This window comes from Streptomyces olivochromogenes (assembly GCF_021538895.1).
In the GTDB taxonomy this organism is placed as follows: Bacteria; Actinomycetota; Actinomycetes; order Streptomycetales; family Streptomycetaceae; genus Streptomyces; species Streptomyces olivochromogenes_A.
The window spans coordinates 113389-131646 of record NZ_JADDRL010000002.1; the positions used below are offsets into that span (position 1 = coordinate 113389).

Consider the following 18258-nt stretch of genomic DNA (forward strand, 5'->3'; position numbering starts at 1 on the left):
TGCCGGCCGCCACTGCGTGCTCGCTCCGCTCGCTCATTGTCGTACTACTTCCGCAGCTCGATGACTGTCTTGCCGATGCGGATCGGCGCACCCAGCGGGATCGGTGTGGGGGTCGTCAGCCGGGACCGGTCCAGGTACGTGCCATTGGTGGAGCCGAGATCCTCGACGATCCACTGGCCGTCGCGGTCCGGGTAGATCCTGGCATGGCGGCTGGAGGCGTAGTCGTCGTCCAGCACGATCGTGGAGTCGTGCGCCCGGCCCAGGGTGATGGTCTGGCCCTGCAGCGCGACGGTGGTGCCGGTCAGGGTGCCCTCGCTCACGACCAGCTTGCTGGGGGCGTTGCGGCGCTGGCGGCCGCCGCCCTGCTGGCCACGCTGCTGCGGGGGCGCGGACTGCTGCTGCTGGCGGGCGGCCTGCTGCGGCCGTGCCGCCTCCCTGCGCGCTCCGCGCTGGGTGACGCGCGTACCGAACAGGTCGCTGCGGATGACCTGCACGGCCACGATCACGAACAGCCACAGTACGGCCAGGAAACCCAGCCGCATGACCGTGAGGGTCAGCTCTGACATTGCCCCCGCTTCACCCTTCGGCTTGCCGGTAAATGATGGTGCTGCTGCCCACGACGATCCGCGAGCCGTCGCGGAGCGTAGCGCGGGTGGTGTGCTGCCCGTCCACCACGATGCCGTTGGTGGACCCGAGATCCTGGATCGTCGAGGGCGTTCCGGTCCGGATCTCACAGTGCCGGCGGGAGACGCCGGGGTCGTCGATCCGCACGTCGGCTTCGGTGCTGCGGCCCAGCACCAGAGTCGGGCGGGAGATCTGATGGCGGGCGCCGTTGATCTCGATCCAGTAGCGGGTGCGGCCGCCGGCGGCCGGTGCGGCCGCGGGGCGCTGACCGGCGGGCTGCGGGTAGCCGTAGCCGCCGGGCCGAGCGCCGGGCGGCGGCGCGGACGGCATCGGGGGTGCCGCGGCGGCGGGCGCGGCCGGCGGGTAGCCGTAGCCGCCGCCCGGGGCGCCGCCCCGGCCGGGCGGGGCGGCGGAGGGGGCCTGCTGGTTGGTGGAGGAGGCGAGCGTACGGCTGCGAACCCGGTACAGACCCGTGTCCAGGTCGTCAGCCTTCTCCAGGTTGACCTTGATCGAGCCCATGAAGGTGTAGCGCTGCTGCTTCGCGTAGTCGCGCACCATGCCGGCGAGCTCGTCGCCGAGCTGGCCCGAGTAGGGGCTGAGGCGCTCGAAGTCCGGCGCGCTCAGCTCCACGATGAAGTCGTTGGGGACCACGGTGCGCTCGCGGTTCCAGATGGTCGCGTTGTTGTCGCACTCCCGCTGGAGCGCGCCGGCGATCTCGACGGGCTGGACCTCGGACTTGAACACCTTGGCGAAGGTGCCGTTGACCAGACCTTCGAGACGCTGCTCGAACTTCTTCAGGACTCCCATGGGGCACCTCCTCCGTCGTTGCCGTACTGATGGGCCTTGCTGCGGTGCTGCTGTGCGGTGCTGCTCTGCCTGGTACTGCTTACTGATCGTATCCACGCGCCCGGCAATGAGCCGGTTCCCCGAGGAGCTCCCCTTCGAACTCCTCCCGTCAAGGATCGTAGAGGGGGTCGATGACCAGTGTCCCGCACCTGACTGTGGACCCGGTCCGCCTCCTGGGGAGATGACCGTGACCGGTACGAGGTTGATACGTGAACCAGCACTGCTCGGTACATGCACCAGGGTGCCGGTCCGGGGGGCCCTGCGGCCAGGCATAAGGGATGTGAACCCGCCCTGTCGGCCGTGCTAATGTTCTCGATGTCGGAAGGCGCCGCCCCAACGGGGACAAGCCGGAAGACACACCCAATGCGCGGGTGGCGGAATAGGCAGACGCGCTGGATTCAGGTTCCAGTGCCCGCAAGGGCGTGGGGGTTCAACTCCCCCCTCGCGCACCATGGAGCACCGACGAAAGTGCTCCGGTTGCACCGACGGAACGGGCGGCATCGTGATCACGATGCCGCCCGTTCTGCTGTGTGTGGCCAGAAACACGTGGACCGCCGACGGCTGAGGCCGTCGGCGGTCCCGTTTTCGGGTGTGGATCTTCGGTTGCGTCGAGGGTGGGCTACTGGTGGCTTGTGAGGAAGGTCTCAGGGGTTAGGGCTCGTTGACGTAGCCCTTGGGAGTCCATGTGCCCAGTGGCTTGGTCTCGCGGCGGCGGGTGGGTCGGCGGCGCGGTCGGTCGTCGTGGAGGGCGATCGAGTCGGCCCAGGCCCTGAGCTTGCGGCGGTTGGCGTGTGCGAGCTGGAAGGCCAGCAGGAGGGTCTGGGCGGCGATGCCGCGGATCCGGCGGGTACCGGCGTCTTCGAGGCGCTCGTAGAGGGGGTCCTTGGCGTAGCCGTTGATGCCTTCGACGCTGTTGCGTAGCCGGAAGTACACCCGCTGCCAGGCTTCGGAGCCGTACTGGAGGGGCTGCCAGAGGCCGGCGCCTGCCTCCGGCGGGACGGTGACGGTCCTCTGGCTGCAGCACGGAGGTGAGCCCGCAGGGCTGGGAGCGGGGTCGACGAGGGGCAGGTGGATGCCGCGGCCGAGGGTGTAGGCCTTGAGGGGGCATTGGGTCCGGTTGGCCTCGGCGGGGCACATCACGCGCCGGTGGCCTTCGGCATCGGGGCGCTGCTTGGGCATGAAGACGTAGGCGGCTCGGGCGCGGATGCGGTTGATCCAGGTCTGCTTGTCGATCTTCTCGTTGATCAGGTCCTTGGTGGCTTCCTTGAGCTCCTGGGGCATGGACGGGCAGTACCAGTTGCCCTCGACGAGTTCGGCGCCGGCGAAGCCAGCCTGGAGGCCGAGCTGGTCCTTCGCGTAGTCGTAGACAGGCTCGTAGCCCATGGCGCGGATGGGGAGCTGGAAGTTCTCCGGCTTCTGGTCGTTGTAGGCGCGGTCGCCCGCCAGGTAGCCGCGCGGGAGGCTGTCGTCGATCTGCTGGAGAGCCTCGACGGCGACGTGGCCGGGGCGGTGGCTGGGCTTGTCGACGGAGAAGGCGATGACCAGGGCCGGGACGACGTCGGGGTCGGCGGAGCCGTCAGGCAGGGGGACGCCGTTGTGGCTGGGGTCGCGGGCGATGACGAGGGAGGCGTCGTAGCCGAACAGGCTCTTCTTGATGCGTTCCGCCTTCCTCTGGAGCCTGGCGCCCTTCTTGTCCTGCCGGTCGGGCGCGAGGTTGTCGAGGGCGAGGGGGTCCTTGTGCTTGGTGGTGCGCACGTACCAGGCGGCGTCGGGGTCGGTGGCGGTGACAGGGCTGTTCGGAGCGAGCCCCTTGGCGTAGGTGCCGATGACGGTGGCGTCGACGCAGACCGAGCCGTTCCAGCGGTCTTCCAGGAGCGGCATCGCCTCCCGCAGGGACATGGCCAGGATCAGGTTGGCCAGCTTGACCATGAGAGTGCGTTTCCGGGCGAGTTCGTCAGAGTTGGCTTTGGCCAGGAGTTTCTCGGCATGACGGCGGGCCAGGCGGTGGTTTTTGGGGAGGGGGGACGGATCGATCGCTCCGAGGATGCTGTGCAGGCGGCGGCGGACGGTGGCGTAGGCGGCTTCGAAGCCGCGGTCGTGGTCGGGGTAGCGGCGTAGGCCGAGCTGCTCGCGCATTGGCTCGGAGAGGGAGAAGAACAGCAGGTCGGTGACCGCAGTGAAGGTGACGACGCCGCCGTTGCGGGCGGAGGCCAGGCTCATGCCGACCAGCAGGGCCTCGACAGGGAGCTTGCAGGGGCAGCCGGTGCGGCGTGCAACGAGCGGCTCGATCTCCTCGATCAGGCCGGAGCCGGTCACTTCGTCGCGGATCTCGGCAGCTTCGAGGTCGGGAACGAGTGCGCGCTGGGAGCGCAGGCGAGCGATACGGGTGTGGCGTGCGAGGCGGCTGGTCATGGTCAGAACTCCTTGAGCGCGGCGGCGGCCTGGTCGGGCGAGAGGTTGCGGACGTGCGGCAGGACCCGGTCGATGGAGCGCAGGGTGGCCAGGCCTGCGGCGGCCATCAGGGTGGGCAGGTGCATGCGGGCCTCGATGGCGTCGACGAGCCAGGTGGCCCGGGCCCGGCCTATGACCAGGGGCGGCATTCCGGGCGGCTTCTTGGTGCGGGCGAGGAAGTTGGTGACGGTGTTGGTGCCGCGGGTGTGACTGCTCGGACGGAAGAGGTAGCGGGCCTGGCCGGGCCGGGAGGCCCAGGCGGTGGCCTCGGTGAGGACCGGGGCCCAGGCGGTACGGCACAGCACCACGCGGGCGCGCGGTCCGCGGACGGCGACGGCCACCGCTCCGTTGGGTGCCTCACGTACGTCGTGGGTGCGTAGCGGGATGATCTCGGGTGAGTCCAGGGCGCAGCCGAAGCCGAGGGCAAGCAATGTCAGCAGGCCGTACCGCAGCTCGTCGGTGGGCTGGGCGCGGGCTGAGGCGTACAACTGGGCCTGTTCCGGCTTCGGGTACGGGCGGGAGGCGTCCGAGCCGGAGTATGCGGCCGGGTTGCCGGTGATCAGGTCAGGGCCGAGCAGGGCGCGGCGGAGTTTGTTGAGGCGGCAGCGGCGGTTGGAGCGGGAGGATTCCTCCAGGTGCAGGCAGCCGGTGGCTAGGTACCACTCGATCGCCTCCGCGGTGAGCAGGTGCTCTGCCTTCGTGGGACGCCCGGAGGCGTCCGCGTGCGCGGCGGCGTGCGCGAGGGCACCGAGCCAGTCGCGGGCCTCCTTCGGCGTGGCCGGCTTGGCCTTGGCCACCGCGCGGCGGCAGTCGGGGCCGACGCGGTCCCAGATGGGGCCGGAAAACTGAGGCCGGTAGCGCTCGATCGCGTCCATCGTGACTCTCCACCAGGAAAAGACCCCGGGAGGGGTGCTATTCCAATAGCATGACGTGGAGGTGGCGGACACTGTCATGCCTGGAGGGCCGGATGGGCGACACTCTTCGACGTGCCCCAGGGAGACAAGCGACGACTCAAGCCCCTCACGTACGTGGTCGAGGGCATCTGGCCGCACGCTGTGCTCGGTGGCCACCATGGGGCCTGGGTGGCGCAGGAGGTGGCAGCCCGGCTGCGCCGGGTGATCGACGCCAACGGCTGGTCGGTCGCCGAGGTGTCCCGGCGCACCGGGGTGTCCCGGATGACGATCGTGCAGGTGCTCGACGGCGCGGTGTGGTGCGACCTTCTGACGATCGCGAACCTGGAGAAGGCGCTGGAGGTGGACCTCTGGCCCGGCCGCGAGCCGGGCAATCCTCCGCAGTGAATTCGCATGAGCATTCGGCTCCTCGGGAAAGAGGCAGGGGAATATGGCCGAATGCCGGACACCCCCAGGCGGAGCCGGGTAGTGTCGGAAACGGCCGTAGCTGGTCACGACCGTCGCCGCGGATCCAGGAGGCAACCTGGATCGCTTTATGCGGCGGCGGTCAATTCTGCAGTAGTGCTGCGTGGATGGCTTGTCGCGGGCGGAATGGCTTGAGCTATTCAAACTTCCAGTTCATACGCGGGCGGTAGTAGACGTGCCGATCGTCCTCGCGCGTGATGCGCTCCACGGCGCCGACCAGGGTCAGGGCCCGCAGGAAGTTGCGCAGGCGCTTGCGCCCTCGAGGGTCCTCTTTGGGGATGCCCAGGATTTTCGCGATGTCCTCACTGCCCCAGGCGATGTCGAGGCGGGAGGCGATGATGTTCAGGATTTCCTGCTGTTTCTTGCTGCGGATGATGATCTCGGCTGATGGCGGTCCCGCGTCCGCTGGCGTTGGAGCGGGTTCGGTAGGCGCGGGCGGCTTCCTGTCCGATACGGATGGTTCCCGGAGCTGCGGGTTCGGGACGATGCGCAGCGTCACTGAAGGGGCGGCCTGGGCGGTGCAGATACCGTGCTCTCTGGCGCGTTCGTGCATGGCCCACAAGCGCAACTGCATCCCCACCAGGCCTTGTGCCTCATCGCGGTGAGCGATCAGCGCCTCGCACTTCTCGGTTTCCTCGCGCAGCGCCGCGTTCAGCGTTTCGATGGCCGCTTGGGATTTCTCGATCAGGGCGTCGTACTGACGGACCGCACGCTCCGCTTCGTCCCCGAGGTCAGCCGGGGGACTTGGGAAAGTCTCCTGGTACGTCATGCGGACCACGGTAGAGGCAAAGCCACTTGGCTGTCTGGCCTTTAGGGGACCAGTTGGCTTTTTGGTGGCTGCAAGCCTTATAGAGCGCTTCTTTATCGTCTGCATGTTCATGATTCGCTTTTGTGTATGGATATTTGAGTCTCGGAGTAGGCTTTACTCGCGCCTGGGAAGGGGCAGCTCGCAAAGCAACGAAATTGTCAGCTGTTCGGTGCCTTCGTGAATGGCACGGACGGCTCCGGCGCGCAAGAGGAGAGCCAGTTGGCCCACGTTGCCGCCGGTGCGCTGGTGGAGAAGGCTCGCCTGGGCGGTCAGGGTGCCAGGCTCGTGTGCATGCAGACGCAGAGCGTGCTCGGCCCGGCTGATGACGTCCTGCCAGATCTCGCCTTCGGGGACGAGGTCCAGGCGTACCGACAGAAGCCGGCGGTGCGGCGTGTACGTCACCGTTGTGGCGAGAGATGTGGGGCTGCCGATCCCGGCGAAGACGAACGTCGCCGGGATGCGGTCGCACAGGTAGTCCAGAGTCTCGGCCACGGCCGTGTCCGACCAGCCTGGACTGCGAAGTTGCTGGATCTCGTCGATGAGGACAAGGCTTGTGTGCGCGGCTGCCATCGCCTCGCTCACCCGGACCGCCAGGTCGGCGGTCGTGGGTGAGCCGCGCAGCGGGATGCCGAGACTCCGCGCCAGTTCGGCCAGAAGCAGCCGCGGCGAGGTAGCAGGCGGCAGCCGGACATAGATCACCGGCATGCTGGAGTCGCCTGGTTCCTCCGAGGGGCTCCCAGGCAGTTGGGCGGTGTAGCGGCGGGCTGCTTCCAGCAGGGCCGTAGTCTTGCCGGTACCGGACACCCCGTGCAGCAGCACTCCGTGACGGGCGCCTGCCCCGTACCGGTTGAGGTCCAGCAACTCCTCGATCCGCTGAGCGGCGGACACGACGCCCGGCACGCGCAGCGGGAGCCTGGCGTGATAGGCCACGCGAACATGGTCCGGTACTGCGCGTGAGCAGGTCTCCAGGTCCGAAAATGGGGAGACCGCCCAGTCACGACAGGACGGCATAGCCCACGAGACGGGGCCGGGCGCGCTCTCGTCGGCGGCCGTGTCCGGCTGCCGCCGGGCGGTGGCGGCGTAGACCTCCGTGTGTTCGAGCGGCGCGTGATGCAGGATGGTCTGGATGGCGGGCCGGGCAGCAGGAGAGATGGCGGTAACCGTGATCCACTCGTCGTCCGCGGACCGCAGCCACACGCGGCGGAGGTCGTACGGGTCCCAGCGCACCTCGAAGGACCTGCGGCCTCCGCTGGGCGACACCGAGGAACGCAGTGGGTCCAGGGCCGGGGCGTTGTAGGTGTGCCCGCCGAGCCGCAACCCCTGGGGCCCGACCACTCTCCAGGACACGTTAAGAAGTGCCGGGAAAACCTGCGGGGGAAACGGCGTCGGTGTCCATCCCGCTGAAGCGGTCAGCGTCTCGTGACGGGTCCGTGGCGTGTGCGTTCCGCCTGCGGGTGAGGTGGGCACGGGGGCGTCCGGCCAAATACGGGTCACCCACGCGTCGAGCAGGTCTTGCACCATCTCGAGCGGCCATCCGGCCTCGTGCGCGGCCCGCCCGGAGGTGGACAGCAGATGGTCGGTGAACAAGGACGCGAAGTGGTCCAGTGTGCGCTCCACAGCTTGGCGGTCCGTCGGCCGCACACGCTGCGCGTACCGCACGTGGATGCCCAGTTGGGCGCAGGCTTCGCGCAGTGTCCGCAGGCCGGGAGCGTTGGACTCGTCGGCGACGAGGCTGGCCGGGCGGACGATCAGAGAGGACGTGTGTCGCCGCTCCGTGCCGTGGAGCCGTCCGGACAGGACGGCGCCCCAGTCGTCGTACACGTCCGGGGGCGAGCACATCCGGGCAAGCAGCGTCGTGTGCAGCGGCGGCCGGTGCCCGTTGTGGACGACGGCCGCCAGTACGAGCCTGGTCGCCTCGTCCAGAGCGACCAGCAGACGGAGACGTTCCTTTGGGTCTGCCCCGCCGGATGGCAGGGGCAGCTCGACCGTGTCCAGATGAACGCGCTCGCCCACGGCCACATCGTTCCCCCGGCGGAGCCGCGTCTTCCCTTCGCTGACAAGCATCTCGACGGCGAGCCGCCGGACGGCGGCCCGGGAAGGCCTGGGCAGCTCGCCCGCCGCGATGGGCCCGGCCAGCCGGGCCAGCACCTGATCGTGTAGATGCCTGGCCGTCGGGGGGTCTCCTGGCCGTTGCGTGGCGAGCACCTCCCAGACCGTCGTCCGTACCCGGGGATCCAGCTGGGCTTCGTCGGTCACGTACCGCCCGGCCCGGCCATCGGCGAGGCCTGCCAGTCCCTGCTGCTGATAACGCTGCCGCTTGCGCTGCACCGTCCGCGAGGAAGCCCCGCGCACGCCCAGGTCGGCCAACTCCCTTGCTTTGGCTTCTTCCCGCTCGGCCAGCGTGTGGCGTGACGGGTCGTAGGCCGGGAGCGGCTTGGTGCCGGGCGGGGCGTCGTGCGGCACACCGGTCATCACCTCGGTGACGTGCTGCCGCCACCAGTGGACCCGTTCCAGCGCCGCCTCCGGCAGGGGCGGCGCCGACTGCTCCGGAGGTCCTGTGCCCTGCCCCAGGAACGCGAAGTCCTCCGAGGCCAGCAGTGAGACAACGTCGACGTGCTCGGTGGCGCCGAGGTTGTCCAGCAGCGCGACGCGCCCGCCGCACACGCCGGTCACCGTGCACACCTGCCCGTCGAACCGGACCTGGTCTCCCAGGCTCAGCCGGTCGGGCCACAGCGCATCCATCCGCTCCTCGACATCCGCACAGGGCCGAGCCGAGCGGTCTCGGGCTGGCCCTGTGCGTTCACACCGCGCATGGGCCTGTCCGGCACCGCTCGGTCCGACCGGTCTCTATATCCAGTGAACTGGATGCGGAGGCGCTCCCGCACGCACATCGCATCTAATCCACTGGATGGCACAGGGCGGATCTTGCCCGCTGCACCCGAATGGAACACTTCAGGGTGCTATTCCAATGGCATGAATGCAGGGTGACATACGTGCCCCGTTCCATTCCTGCTCCTGCCGCAGTCGTCCGTCCCGTCGTCATCGACCGGGCGGAACACCGCTTCCTGCTGTCGCCCGCTCAACTCCACTGCGGGGACGCCTGGTCGGTGCCAGCCGTGCCCGTGCGTGCGGGCGAGCCCTACCGCCGGACCGCGGTGCGCTACCTGCGGTGGGAGACCGGCCTGCCCTGTCTGCGGATCGCACCGGTGGTCGGGGTCCTTCCGGCCGTCGGCGGGCGGCAACGCGTCGAGTACGTCGTACTGGCCGGACCTGCCTCCGAGGCCTGGTTGGAGGACGTGCGTGTCCTCTTCGGCGCGGATGCGCGCTGGTGGAGCACGGCCCAACTGCGGGACGCAGGAGTGCGGGTGGAGCCGGACACGCTGCCGCTGCTCATGGACGGCTATTGGGAGGGCTGGCTGCCCGACGGTGAGGTCTCGCTCGAATGAGACCCGTTGTCGTATCGAAGTGGATCTTCTCCACAGTAGGAGAGTGCTCAAGTGACCATGTATGCCGTTGAGATCACCCTGACCCGTGCGGTCGGGACCGTCGAGCTGAGAACCGCGCGGCAGGAGGGCCGTCTGCCCTTGGCGGCCTCCGGAGACCGCAAACGCCTCGCCGTGCTTGTGTCAGCGCAGAACGAACCCCGGGCCATGAAGAAGATCTGGCGGCGGCTACAGCACGCACTGCCTATCGATGTGCTGTGCAGCATGTTCCCTGGGCCCGACGGCAAATACCTCATGAGCATCCCCATGGCCGACGAGGTGTGGGAACGGGTCTGTGGACAGGCCGTCGTGGCCGGCAAGACTCCGGAGGACTTCCTGAGTGCGGCCGTCGCACAGGCCCTTGCCCGGGACTGGTCCGATCGCCGGGCAAGGCTGGACCGCTCGCTGGATGTCCTGCTGCGCGCCTACACCCCAGAGGAGGTCACCGAGGCGGCCGCCCGGCGAATCGACCGCCGATCCTGAGCAGCCCGCAACTTGATATGCCGTCCTCGCGGCCGCGAGCTGGGCACCTGCCGGCGGCGGCCGAACCTTTCAGGCGACGCCGAGAGCACTGAGACTGAACATGCTGACGAGGCGACCGCTGTCCTCCATCGCGGTCGTTTCGACGAGATTCAGGTGCCGTCCCTTCCTCCTCGACTTTCGATGTTCTGACAGGTCTGTGGTCTCACGCGCCGGCGTTGTTGCTGGCGGTGGCCCACGCCTGTTGGAGGGTGCGGCTTCCCGCTCGTGGGCTGACCTGGGCGGGTGGGCAGACACGATCACCTGCCTTGATCACTTTGACAGGTTCCCGCCCTCCCTCGGAGGGTCGAGCCTCCGGCGTGATTGCTCCAGACGGAGTGGTGTCCAGTCGATTTCGCTCACCTCGGACAGCGCAGCCTCGACTTTCGCGGGCAGTCGTCGAGCAGCGATCGGATTCCGCACACGATGCCACCATCGGAAGTCTGCGACCTGGCGGACTGCGGCATCAGCCTGCGCGATGAGCGGGTCGAGGGTTGCGGCCTGCTGGGCGATATCCGCCGCCAGCTTCTCCCGGTACGGCTCGAGCGTGGGATCGTCAACAATGGTCATCCGCCACAGTCGCAGGGCGGAGAACTGGGCCCAGGACCGCGACGAGTCCTCAAGCGCTGCGCGGGCGGCGAGGATCCCTTCAATAGCGCTGGTCAGTCTCCGTTCACGACCTCGTAGAGTTTGATCGCGCGCGACGTCCTCAAGCGTCGTGATTGCATCGCGGAGTTGTTCGATGTCGTGGAGCTGGTGTGTCTGGAGCAGAATCCCGCTCGACTCGATCTGTCGCCAGTTCGTCTCCGAGAGGGTCCCGGCGCTCCTCGCGGTTTGGTAGACCTCCGCGAGTTGGAGTTGCGTGGCGCGAGCTTCCGCATGCCACTCGCGGAGCTGTTTTCGCTGGACGCTTCCCACCTGTTCGGAAATGGTCGTGAGCTGTTTCTCGATCCGATCGAGCTGAGCCTGGAGCGCCATCGCGGAAAGAGCGTTCGTCATCGACGCTGCTGCGGCGAGCCCACCTACCCCCTTGAGGCGCGCAACATGCTGGAACCTGCCCTTGTTGCCTCGAACGAGGGCGAGGACCTCTCCCGCCTTGTCCTTCGCCGCACTGCCCGCGCGAATAGCGGCCGCCATCTCCGGGTCGACCAGCATGAGGCGTCCGACCATCTGCTGGTACGTCTGTACGCCGTCCACGGCAGCCTTGATCTGAGTGGCCCATGATCCGAGCTGCATTGGCGTCTGGACTACCGTTGTGCCGAACAAGTCCAGATTCTCGGGCGCGCCGAACACGTACACCTCATCGTCGCTGGTTCCTGGCACGACCAAAACCTGGGAGTCAACGACAGGTACGGGCGATGGTGGCGACATCATGCCGGTCATGCCCGAGGGCGCCTTTGATTGAAGGTTCTCGTTCGCGGGTGCCGTGACGATGTTGAGCCGACGCCGACGGAGGATCAGTAGTGTTGCCAACACGGCACAACCCGCAGTTGCTAGAGCAACCAGGGTGATTGCGACAGCGTCCCGCATGTGTCATTCCTAATCGTCATCCGATGCTTCTCTGCTGCCCAGCTCCGCGCGGCCAGGCCCCCTTCACCCATACGACGATCAACGAAAACGTGGAAAGTCGAGGCCCCCTCCGGGTGGGAAATTTTCCTTCTCCCGGGATGTGCTACGGCTGACCCGAGCCCAGGGCGATATCCGCGTTCAGGCCGCCCCAACTGTCGGGGGTGCGCCAGAGGACATGGACGCCGAAGACGCCATGCAAGGTGTCGGCCGACCAATCCTCGGCGGGCGGCTCGGACAGCACCAGGTGGAGGCGGTCGGCAGGAGCGGGCAGGGTGTGATTGATCTCCAGGAGGCGGGTGGCTCCCAAGCGGAGGTCGGCGTAGGTGGAGCGACCGGCTCCGAGAACCTCGTAGAGGAAGTGGCCGTCCTCAGCGATGCGGCTGACATCGATGACCGGAGACTCGGTTGGTTGCAGGTCCACCCAGAGCAAGGCCGACATCAGCGCGTGGCGCACCGCTTCGTGCTTCTTGCAGGTGCGGTCGGCGGCCGCAGCAGTCTCCAGGGTGTGCAGAAGACTCTGTGCGGGCGTTGACGGCGTGGCGGGAATGTCTGTGACGGGCGTCATGGGATCGGCTTTCTTCTGCTCGGGCTGCTGGACGGTGGAAGCGGGTGCAGTCTCGGTTTCCGGTTCGTCCGAGGAAGCCAGGCGGAGATGGAGCGCCTCCCGGGCCTCGGCCAGAGACTGGATCCAGCCCGCGCGTGCCAATTCCTCCCGGAGTCGGTTTACGTCCAGGTTGTTGTCCTTGAGCGCGCGGTTGGTGTTCGCCGCGAGGTCACGTAGGAGGCTCAGGCGGTGCTTGTCCGGGGATCCGAGCACACGCCGCACGTCCACCCAGTCCGCCTGGTCGCGGCGAAGGACGCGGTTGGCCATGCCCTTGAGCTCAGAGAGACGTTCGCGGGCGTTCTCCGGAACAGTACTGTCTCCGTTGGTCAGCTCGTCGAGAACGTCGAGCGCCGCCACGTAGCGTTCGGCCATTGTGGGCGAGATGGGCTGGCGCCCGCGCTGATCTGCGGTGAGCAGACAGTGGTTCTTCTCGTGGGCGAACACCCAGCAGTCCAGTTCCGCGCCGGGATGAGGGGGAACGGAGCCGTGGCGGACGGTCAGAATCAAAGAAATGTCAACCGCGGGAGCCAGGGCTTTGACCCTGTAGCGACCGCCGGGCGTCCGGCCGAGCACTCGGACACGGATGGTGGTACCGATTTCGGGGACGTCATCGTCTGTCATGCCCGGTCTGACTTCGGTGGGTGCTGGCTCGGTGGTGCCGTCGGTGTTCGTGAGAGCCTCCGGGAGCGGTGAGGTGTGGAAGACCGTCAGGCTCTGGGTGCTACGAGTGAGGGCCACATAGAGCTGGCGCAGGCCGGCAGGGCCGCGGGTGGCGATGGTGGTGGGTTCGATGACGAGGACGTGGTCGTATTCCATGCCCTTGGCCTGGGCGGCGGCCAGGACGGACACGGCCCCACGCCGTTGGTTGGTGATGCCGATGGCCTGATCCAGGTGGCGGCTGATTTCGTCGAGCCAGCCGGAGTCGTCGGGGACGATGACGGCGACGGAGCGCAGCGTGTGCCCGTCGCTGGTGCCGAGGAGACGGGTGGCTTCGGCGACAGTGTCGTCGAGTAGCTTCCACGGCTCGGTGGCCAACGTCCGGACAGCGTCCTCGCCGGATTCGCGCACGGCCTGCGGGTAGGGCAGTGCGGGGGCAACCGCGCGGGCCAGTGGCGCGACGAAGTCCATGATTTCTGCGGGTACGCGGTAGCTGGTGTTCAGTTCTGCGACGCGCCAGTCGCCGTGGTCGGAAAGGAGGGTGCCGAGGCGGTCCCAGTCGGTGTAGGTGTGGGGACCTGTGGCCTGGGCGAGGTCGCCGAGAACGGTCATGGAGCCGTTCACCCCGGAGCGTCGGCGCAGGGAGCGGGCCTGCATGGGTGTCAGGTCCTGGGCTTCGTCGACGACGATGTGCCCGTACCGTTGCGGGGTCTCCCCGGTGATGAGGTACCGCAGTTCTTCGAGGCAGACGTGGTCGTCGAGGGTCCAGGAGTCGGCGTCGGCCTTGTCGGCCCTGGGGCGGTGCAGGGCTGCCTCCTCCTCGGCGTCGAGGATGCCGTCGGCGCAGGTGCGCAAGAGGTCATGGGAGTCGTAGAGGGTCCGCAGAGTCTCCCTGGCACCCGGCGACTGCCAGACGCGTTCGATCAGGCGCTCCACTTGGCGGTTGCGTTCCAGGTCGCGGCGGATCGTGTCGCCGCGGCTGCGGCGTGGGGCGACTGCAATGAGTTCCTGTAGCAGGCGGTCGACGAGCAGGCTACGGAAGCGGTCGCGTCGCTCACGAAAGGAGCCGTCGCCGTCGCGTACTTCCTCCAAGAGGGCGAGGACCTCCGAGCGCGGGATGCGCAGGGTGGTGCTGCCAGCAGTGACGGTGAGCTCTGGTTTGGCGTCCTTGTAAGTGGGGGTGGTGGTGAACTCGTCGATTGCCTCGGGGCGGCACTCGTGCTCAACGCGCCGACGCAGGACGGCAGCCATGCGTTCGTCGGACTTGACGACCCGCCCCTGGGGTGTGTCAGTACCGAGGATCTCGCCGTCCCACAGGCGGGTCACCTGCACGGCGTTGACGTTTCGGGTGCCGAGGGTGGGCAGGACCTGCCCGACATAGTCGAGGAAACGCTGGTGAGGGCCGATGACGAGGATGTCCTGGGCCTTGAAGTGCTCGTTGTTGACCAGCCAGGTCACGCGGTGCAGACCGACCGCGGACTTGCCGGTGCCCGGGCCACCCTGCACGACGAGGATGTCGGAGGGCGAGCCGGTGACCAGATCCATCTGGTCGCGGCGGATGGTCTCGACGATGTCCCGCATGTTGCCGCTGCGCGAGCGCTGGAGCTCGCGCAGCAGGAACTCGTCGGGCTGCAGTGGCTTCTGGCGCTGGATGCGTGCGACGTCGGCGGGGGTGAGGACGGGGCTGGAAATGGGCGGGCGTGGTACTCCCCCCTTCTGGATGCCGGTGGCGGGGACCGCAGGCATCGTTTCCGGTTCTGCGTCGTCCGCCGCCGGCCGCGGTTGCGGAACGGTGGCTGCGGGGGCGATCTCGTCGAAGTAGTCCTCGACGACACGCTGGGCGCAGCGCAACTGCCTCCGCAGGAGAACCTCGCCCGGGGCGTCAGGCCGGACTTCGAACCACTTCTTGGCCATCGGGCTCGTCCACAGCAGGACCACACGGTCGCCAGTCGCGGGATCGCTGACGCCACGTCGTCCCACGTACCAGGGGTCGGGCTCGTCCTGTACGTCGACACGGCTGATGACCAGGGATTCGTTGCCGAGACTGCCGTACGACGCCGCCCGCTCTTCAGCTTCGATCCGGTTGGCGACGCTGTCCTTGCCGCTGGCGGAGGCCGAGGCGACCGAACCCCCGGTAAGTTCAGCCAGTCGCGCGGCATAGCAGTCATACGCGTGGTCCACCGCCTTCTGCTCGACGGCGATGATCTCGTCACGTGTGTTGGTGCTCATACGCATCCCTCCCTCGCGACGCCCCGAACGAAGGGCGCCGCTACGGGCCTGCGCCCGTACCCCGGCGAAAGAACTATCAGAGATCGGTTGATGACACCCAGTCAGGGACCCAATTCTCGGACCAGCTCGCCGACCTCCGTCCGCCAGGCGAGGACCTGGTCCTGCGTGGGGCCGATCTCGTACTGGTGGTAGTGGCACCCCAGACACAGGTGAGACCAGACGGCCTTGGCCCGGCGGGCGGTCTCCGCCGCGGTGTAGCAGCGCAGGCAGAGCATCCGGGCCCGCCCCGTTGTCCTGGACAGCCCCGGCACCGCAGCGTCCAGTATCTGGCCGACCGCGATCTCCAGGGCGGTCCGCAGTGCCAGAGCCGCTCCGCGGTGACGGCCGGAGGCCGTGGCGCCGAGGTTGCCGGCGAGGAGCCGGTCGGCCGTCAGCAGGAGGTCTTCGACGGAGGTGGCAGGACCGGTCATCACGCGGTCACCTCCGGCTTGCGCACCTTCTGCGCCAGGACCTCGATGTCCTTCACAAATCGGCGCGCGTCAGCGATCTGTGCGCCTCCGGAATGGGCACCCATCTGGCACTGCTTGATGAGGTACGCCGCCTGCGCTCCGTAGCGGGTGCGCAGCTCCTGGTCGACGTCGGCGGTCCGCACGATGTCGCCGAACAGGGCCAGCGCCGCGATCTTCCTGAACTTGTCGGCGTCGCTGACGGCAGCCTGCAGTGCGTGCTCGGAACCGCCGGAGCGGTGGTGCCGGATCCAGGCAGCGTCGAGAAGGGCGTTTTCCAGGGCGATACGGCACAGGCTGGGCAGCACGTGGGTCAGCGCCGCCGACGGAAGGCCTGGGGTGCTGACGATGGCCATGGCGTCGGCGAGCGCCTGCGCGACCGGATCGGTCACGGGCTTGACCGTCACCCTCGACGACGTACCCCGGTCGACCTCGAACACGGTCACCGGCAGTTCCTGGCTGGCGAAAGCCCGCTGGAGCCGGGTGTCGTGGGTGAACACGACGACTTGTCGGTGCTTGCCGAGTTCGGACAGGACCTGGGCGAGTCCGTGAACCTTGGCCGGGTCCATGGACTGCACGGGGTCGTCGATGATGACGAAGCCGAACGGGCTGTCGGCGGTGGCGGCCCGGGGCAGGAACAGGGACAGCGCGAGGGAGTGCTGCTCGCCCTGGCTCATGACGCTGAGCGCCGAGGCCTCCTGACCGTCGACGGAGACGTCCATGACGAGCTTGCGGACGGTGGCCTTCTCGCTGCCCTTCAGGCTCACGGCCTTGAGGTCGATGTTGCTCTCCTGGCGGAGCTTTTCCCAGATCCGCTGCGACTGGTCGGCGAAGCCCTCCATGCGCTGCTCCCGCAGCTCGGCGGCCAGGGCCTTGATCCAAGTGCTCGCCTTCTTGAGGTCACGCAGCCGACCCCTGTTCGCCTCTACGGTCCGAGCCTTTTCCGCCCAGCCCGCCAGGCGGGTGACGAGCCTGCGCCAGCGTTCGTCCCGCTTCTCCAGCTCCCTGCCAGCCCTCTCCTTGACCGCGGCGCAGGCATCGGCCAGGGGCGCGGCGGATTCGTGCGCACGCCGGGCGAGTTCGGCGGGATCGCTGATGTTGCGGCAGGCGGTCCAAGCGCCCCAGGGATCGGTCAAGGCGACGGGGATCCGCCCAGGCGTGTGGACGAGGTCCTGTACAGCCCGAGCGGCGGACCGGAGTTCGCTGCGCGCGTCCGAGGCGGCCGTCGCCTCCTGCCGCAGTGCGGCGATCTGGGCGGTGGCGTCCGTGGCCCACGTAGCGTCCAGCATCCCGTCGGTCCGGCACACCGGACATGAAGCCTCGTCGGGGTGGCGGTCGTTGTGTGCCACCGCCCGCTCGAGGAGTTCCGCACGCTGCAGAGCGTCTTCGGCGCCAGTACCGCGCAGGTCCTCGACGTCGGCGAGGGCCTTGCGCAGCCGGTCCACAGCCGCGCCGACCCGTGCCATGTCGGGTCCCTTTACGTCGGCCTCGGCGCGCAGCTCGGCGAGCAGGCCCTCGTCGGCGTTGGGCAGACCACTGACCAGTGCTTCAAGGGTCGCGAAGTCGGGAGCTCCCTTTGAGTCGATGGCCACGAGTGCCTCTACCGCGCGCTCGTCGTCCTGGAGCTCGTACAAGCCCTCCTTGAGGCTCGGCAGCTCCGCCTTCGCCACCTTCGCCGCGTCCTCGAGCGCCTTGGCCTCCTCGCGGAGCCGACTGTCGGCAGTGTTGAGCTGCCCCAGGCCGAGGATGGTGGCGATGGCGTCGTACATCTCGGACGGCTTGCCACTGATCATGCGGTCCAGGTCGACGTACGACAGGAAGGGCCGGTAGTCCGTCAGGGCCTGCCTCCAGTCCGCCTGGTCGAGGGCCACACGACCGTGCCCGGGCCGCTTGAGTTCAGCCTCGGAGTCATTGAAGTCCTCGCCGTTCCACGTCCGGGTGAGTGTGCTGCGACCGGTGTCACCCTCGATTGCGAGCTTCACCTCGATCTCCGGCTTGCTGGTGTCGTGGAGGTTGCGCCAGTTGCGGCTGCGCGTCGCGTCCTTTCCGTGCCACCGCAGGTTGGTGCCGGTGAAGGCCGTTTCGATGCTCTCAGCGATGCTGGACTTGCCGGAGCCGTTACGGCCGACGACGAGGTTCACGCCGGGCCGGGGGCTGAGCTTCAGCCAGGCACGGGGGCCGATGCCGCGGAACCGAGTGACGGCGACGGACTCGAGGTAGATCCGGCCGGCCTGGGCGGCCTGCGGGGTCTCGCCGTCGCCCAGAGCCTCCTTGAGGATCACCTTCACGGCCTCGGTGAGGTCTGCCCCTGCCAGGCGGGTCTGCACCAGCTCGGCCACGGGGACGGGCTGCTCGACCTGGGCCGGCTGGGTGGGGCGGGTGAGGTGGAGCGCGTTCTGTTCGGGCTGTTCCGTCACGGTCATGGGGTGTCTCCCGGGGTCCGGTGCTGATGCGGAGGAAGGGCGGGACACCGGCTGCGACCGTGGAGGGTGTGACTCCTGCGTCGCATCCGACACCGGGAACGATAGGGAGAACCAGGTGTTGTGCATCATGTAGAAGTTGATAACTAGGGTTATCAACTTCTGCT

Annotated in this window: 13 protein-coding genes and 1 tRNA gene; 4 read left to right on the plus strand and 10 right to left on the minus strand. The window is 68.2% G+C overall.

All coding sequences use genetic code 11. The features are described from left to right. Nucleotides 1-44: 44 nt before the first annotated feature. A complete protein-coding gene (locus IPZ69_RS01600) occupies nt 45-566 on the minus strand; it encodes an FHA domain-containing protein FhaB/FipA (protein WP_235451790.1) in 522 nt (173 codons plus the stop codon). Between the two features lie 10 nt (nt 567-576). After that, nucleotides 577-1431 (minus strand): FhaA domain-containing protein, encoded by an 855-nt coding sequence (locus tag IPZ69_RS01605; protein WP_235451791.1) that lies wholly within the window; start codon nt 1429-1431, stop codon nt 577-579. A gap of 404 nt (nt 1432-1835) precedes the next feature. Between IPZ69_RS01605 and IPZ69_RS01610 the strand changes: the two genes are divergently transcribed. Beyond that, nucleotides 1836-1922: transfer RNA gene (locus tag IPZ69_RS01610), tRNA-Leu, on the plus strand. Nucleotides 1923-2121: 199 nt separating this feature from the next. Here IPZ69_RS01610 and IPZ69_RS01615 read toward each other — a convergent pair. Together IPZ69_RS01615 and IPZ69_RS01620 are read right to left on the minus strand one after the other, a co-directional pair. Further along, nucleotides 2122-3882 carry a hypothetical protein gene (locus tag IPZ69_RS01615; RefSeq protein WP_235451792.1) on the minus strand — a complete coding sequence of 587 codons (1761 nt, stop codon included), beginning with the start codon at nt 3880-3882 and terminating at the stop codon, nt 2122-2124. Between the two features lie 2 nt (nt 3883-3884). Next, a complete protein-coding gene (locus IPZ69_RS01620) occupies nt 3885-4796 on the minus strand; it encodes a hypothetical protein (protein WP_235451793.1) in 912 nt (303 codons plus the stop codon). A 111-nt stretch (nt 4797-4907) separates the two neighbouring features. On the opposite strand from IPZ69_RS01620, the gene IPZ69_RS01625 reads away from it, so the two are divergent. Then, nucleotides 4908-5219, plus strand: a complete 312-nt coding sequence (locus IPZ69_RS01625) for a helix-turn-helix domain-containing protein (protein WP_235451794.1) — start codon at nt 4908-4910, stop codon at nt 5217-5219. Between the two features lie 214 nt (nt 5220-5433). Here IPZ69_RS01625 and IPZ69_RS01630 read toward each other — a convergent pair whose 3' ends face one another. After that, entirely contained in the window at nt 5434-6066 is a 633-nt protein-coding gene (locus tag IPZ69_RS01630) for a hypothetical protein (RefSeq protein WP_235451795.1), read from the minus strand. A gap of 153 nt (nt 6067-6219) precedes the next feature. Continuing rightward, nucleotides 6220-8847, minus strand: a complete 2628-nt coding sequence (locus IPZ69_RS01635) for an AAA family ATPase (RefSeq protein ID WP_235451796.1) — start codon at nt 8845-8847, stop codon at nt 6220-6222. Nucleotides 8848-9098: 251 nt separating this feature from the next. Here IPZ69_RS01635 and IPZ69_RS01640 point away from each other — a divergent pair, with 251 nt between their 5' ends. Together IPZ69_RS01640 and IPZ69_RS01645 are read left to right on the plus strand one after the other, a co-directional pair. Continuing rightward, nucleotides 9099-9551, plus strand: a complete 453-nt coding sequence (locus IPZ69_RS01640; protein ID WP_235451797.1) for an NUDIX domain-containing protein — start codon at nt 9099-9101, stop codon at nt 9549-9551. A gap of 57 nt (nt 9552-9608) precedes the next feature. After that, entirely contained in the window at nt 9609-10070 is a 462-nt protein-coding gene (locus IPZ69_RS01645; protein ID WP_235451864.1) for a hypothetical protein, read from the plus strand. 309 nt (nt 10071-10379) lie between these two features. On the opposite strand, the gene IPZ69_RS01650 is transcribed toward IPZ69_RS01645, so the two are convergent. From IPZ69_RS01650 to IPZ69_RS01665, 4 genes are all read right to left on the minus strand, one after another. After that, nucleotides 10380-11636, minus strand: coding sequence for a hypothetical protein (locus IPZ69_RS01650; protein WP_235451798.1), 1257 nt, complete (start codon nt 11634-11636; stop codon nt 10380-10382). Nucleotides 11637-11778: 142 nt separating this feature from the next. Beyond that, nucleotides 11779-15165: a HelD family protein gene (locus tag IPZ69_RS01655; protein ID WP_235451799.1), complete on the minus strand. Its 3387-nt coding sequence runs from the start codon at nt 15163-15165 to the stop codon at nt 11779-11781. Nucleotides 15166-15266: 101 nt separating this feature from the next. Beyond that, nucleotides 15267-15635: a hypothetical protein gene (locus IPZ69_RS01660; RefSeq protein WP_235451800.1), complete on the minus strand. Its 369-nt coding sequence runs from the start codon at nt 15633-15635 to the stop codon at nt 15267-15269. Continuing rightward, nucleotides 15635-18094, minus strand: a complete 2460-nt coding sequence (locus IPZ69_RS01665; RefSeq protein ID WP_235451801.1) for an AAA family ATPase — start codon at nt 18092-18094, stop codon at nt 15635-15637. Before IPZ69_RS01665 ends, IPZ69_RS01660 begins: the two co-directional genes overlap by 1 nt. Between the last annotated feature and the right edge of the window lie 164 nt (nt 18095-18258).

Bases quoted from the DNA above. Each gene is read 5' to 3' on its own strand.
- IPZ69_RS01645 (WP_235451864.1), top strand. From the start codon at position 9,609: ATGTATGCCGTTGAGATCACCCTGACCCGTGCGGTCGGGACCGTCGAG.
- IPZ69_RS01650 (WP_235451798.1), bottom strand. From the start codon at position 11,636: ATGCGGGACGCTGTCGCAATCACCCTGGTTGCTCTAGCAACTGCGGGT.
- IPZ69_RS01635 (WP_235451796.1), bottom strand. From the start codon at position 8,847: ATGGATGCGCTGTGGCCCGACCGGCTGAGCCTGGGAGACCAGGTCCGG.
- IPZ69_RS01600 (WP_235451790.1), bottom strand. From the start codon at position 566: ATGTCAGAGCTGACCCTCACGGTCATGCGGCTGGGTTTCCTGGCCGTA.
- IPZ69_RS01665 (WP_235451801.1), bottom strand. From the start codon at position 18,094: ATGACCGTGACGGAACAGCCCGAACAGAACGCGCTCCACCTCACCCGC.
- IPZ69_RS01615 (WP_235451792.1), bottom strand. From the start codon at position 3,882: ATGACCAGCCGCCTCGCACGCCACACCCGTATCGCTCGCCTGCGCTCC.
- IPZ69_RS01660 (WP_235451800.1), bottom strand. From the start codon at position 15,635: ATGACCGGTCCTGCCACCTCCGTCGAAGACCTCCTGCTGACGGCCGAC.
- IPZ69_RS01605 (WP_235451791.1), bottom strand. From the start codon at position 1,431: ATGGGAGTCCTGAAGAAGTTCGAGCAGCGTCTCGAAGGTCTGGTCAAC.
- IPZ69_RS01630 (WP_235451795.1), bottom strand. From the start codon at position 6,066: ATGACGTACCAGGAGACTTTCCCAAGTCCCCCGGCTGACCTCGGGGAC.
- IPZ69_RS01620 (WP_235451793.1), bottom strand. From the start codon at position 4,796: ATGGACGCGATCGAGCGCTACCGGCCTCAGTTTTCCGGCCCCATCTGG.
- IPZ69_RS01655 (WP_235451799.1), bottom strand. From the start codon at position 15,165: ATGAGCACCAACACACGTGACGAGATCATCGCCGTCGAGCAGAAGGCG.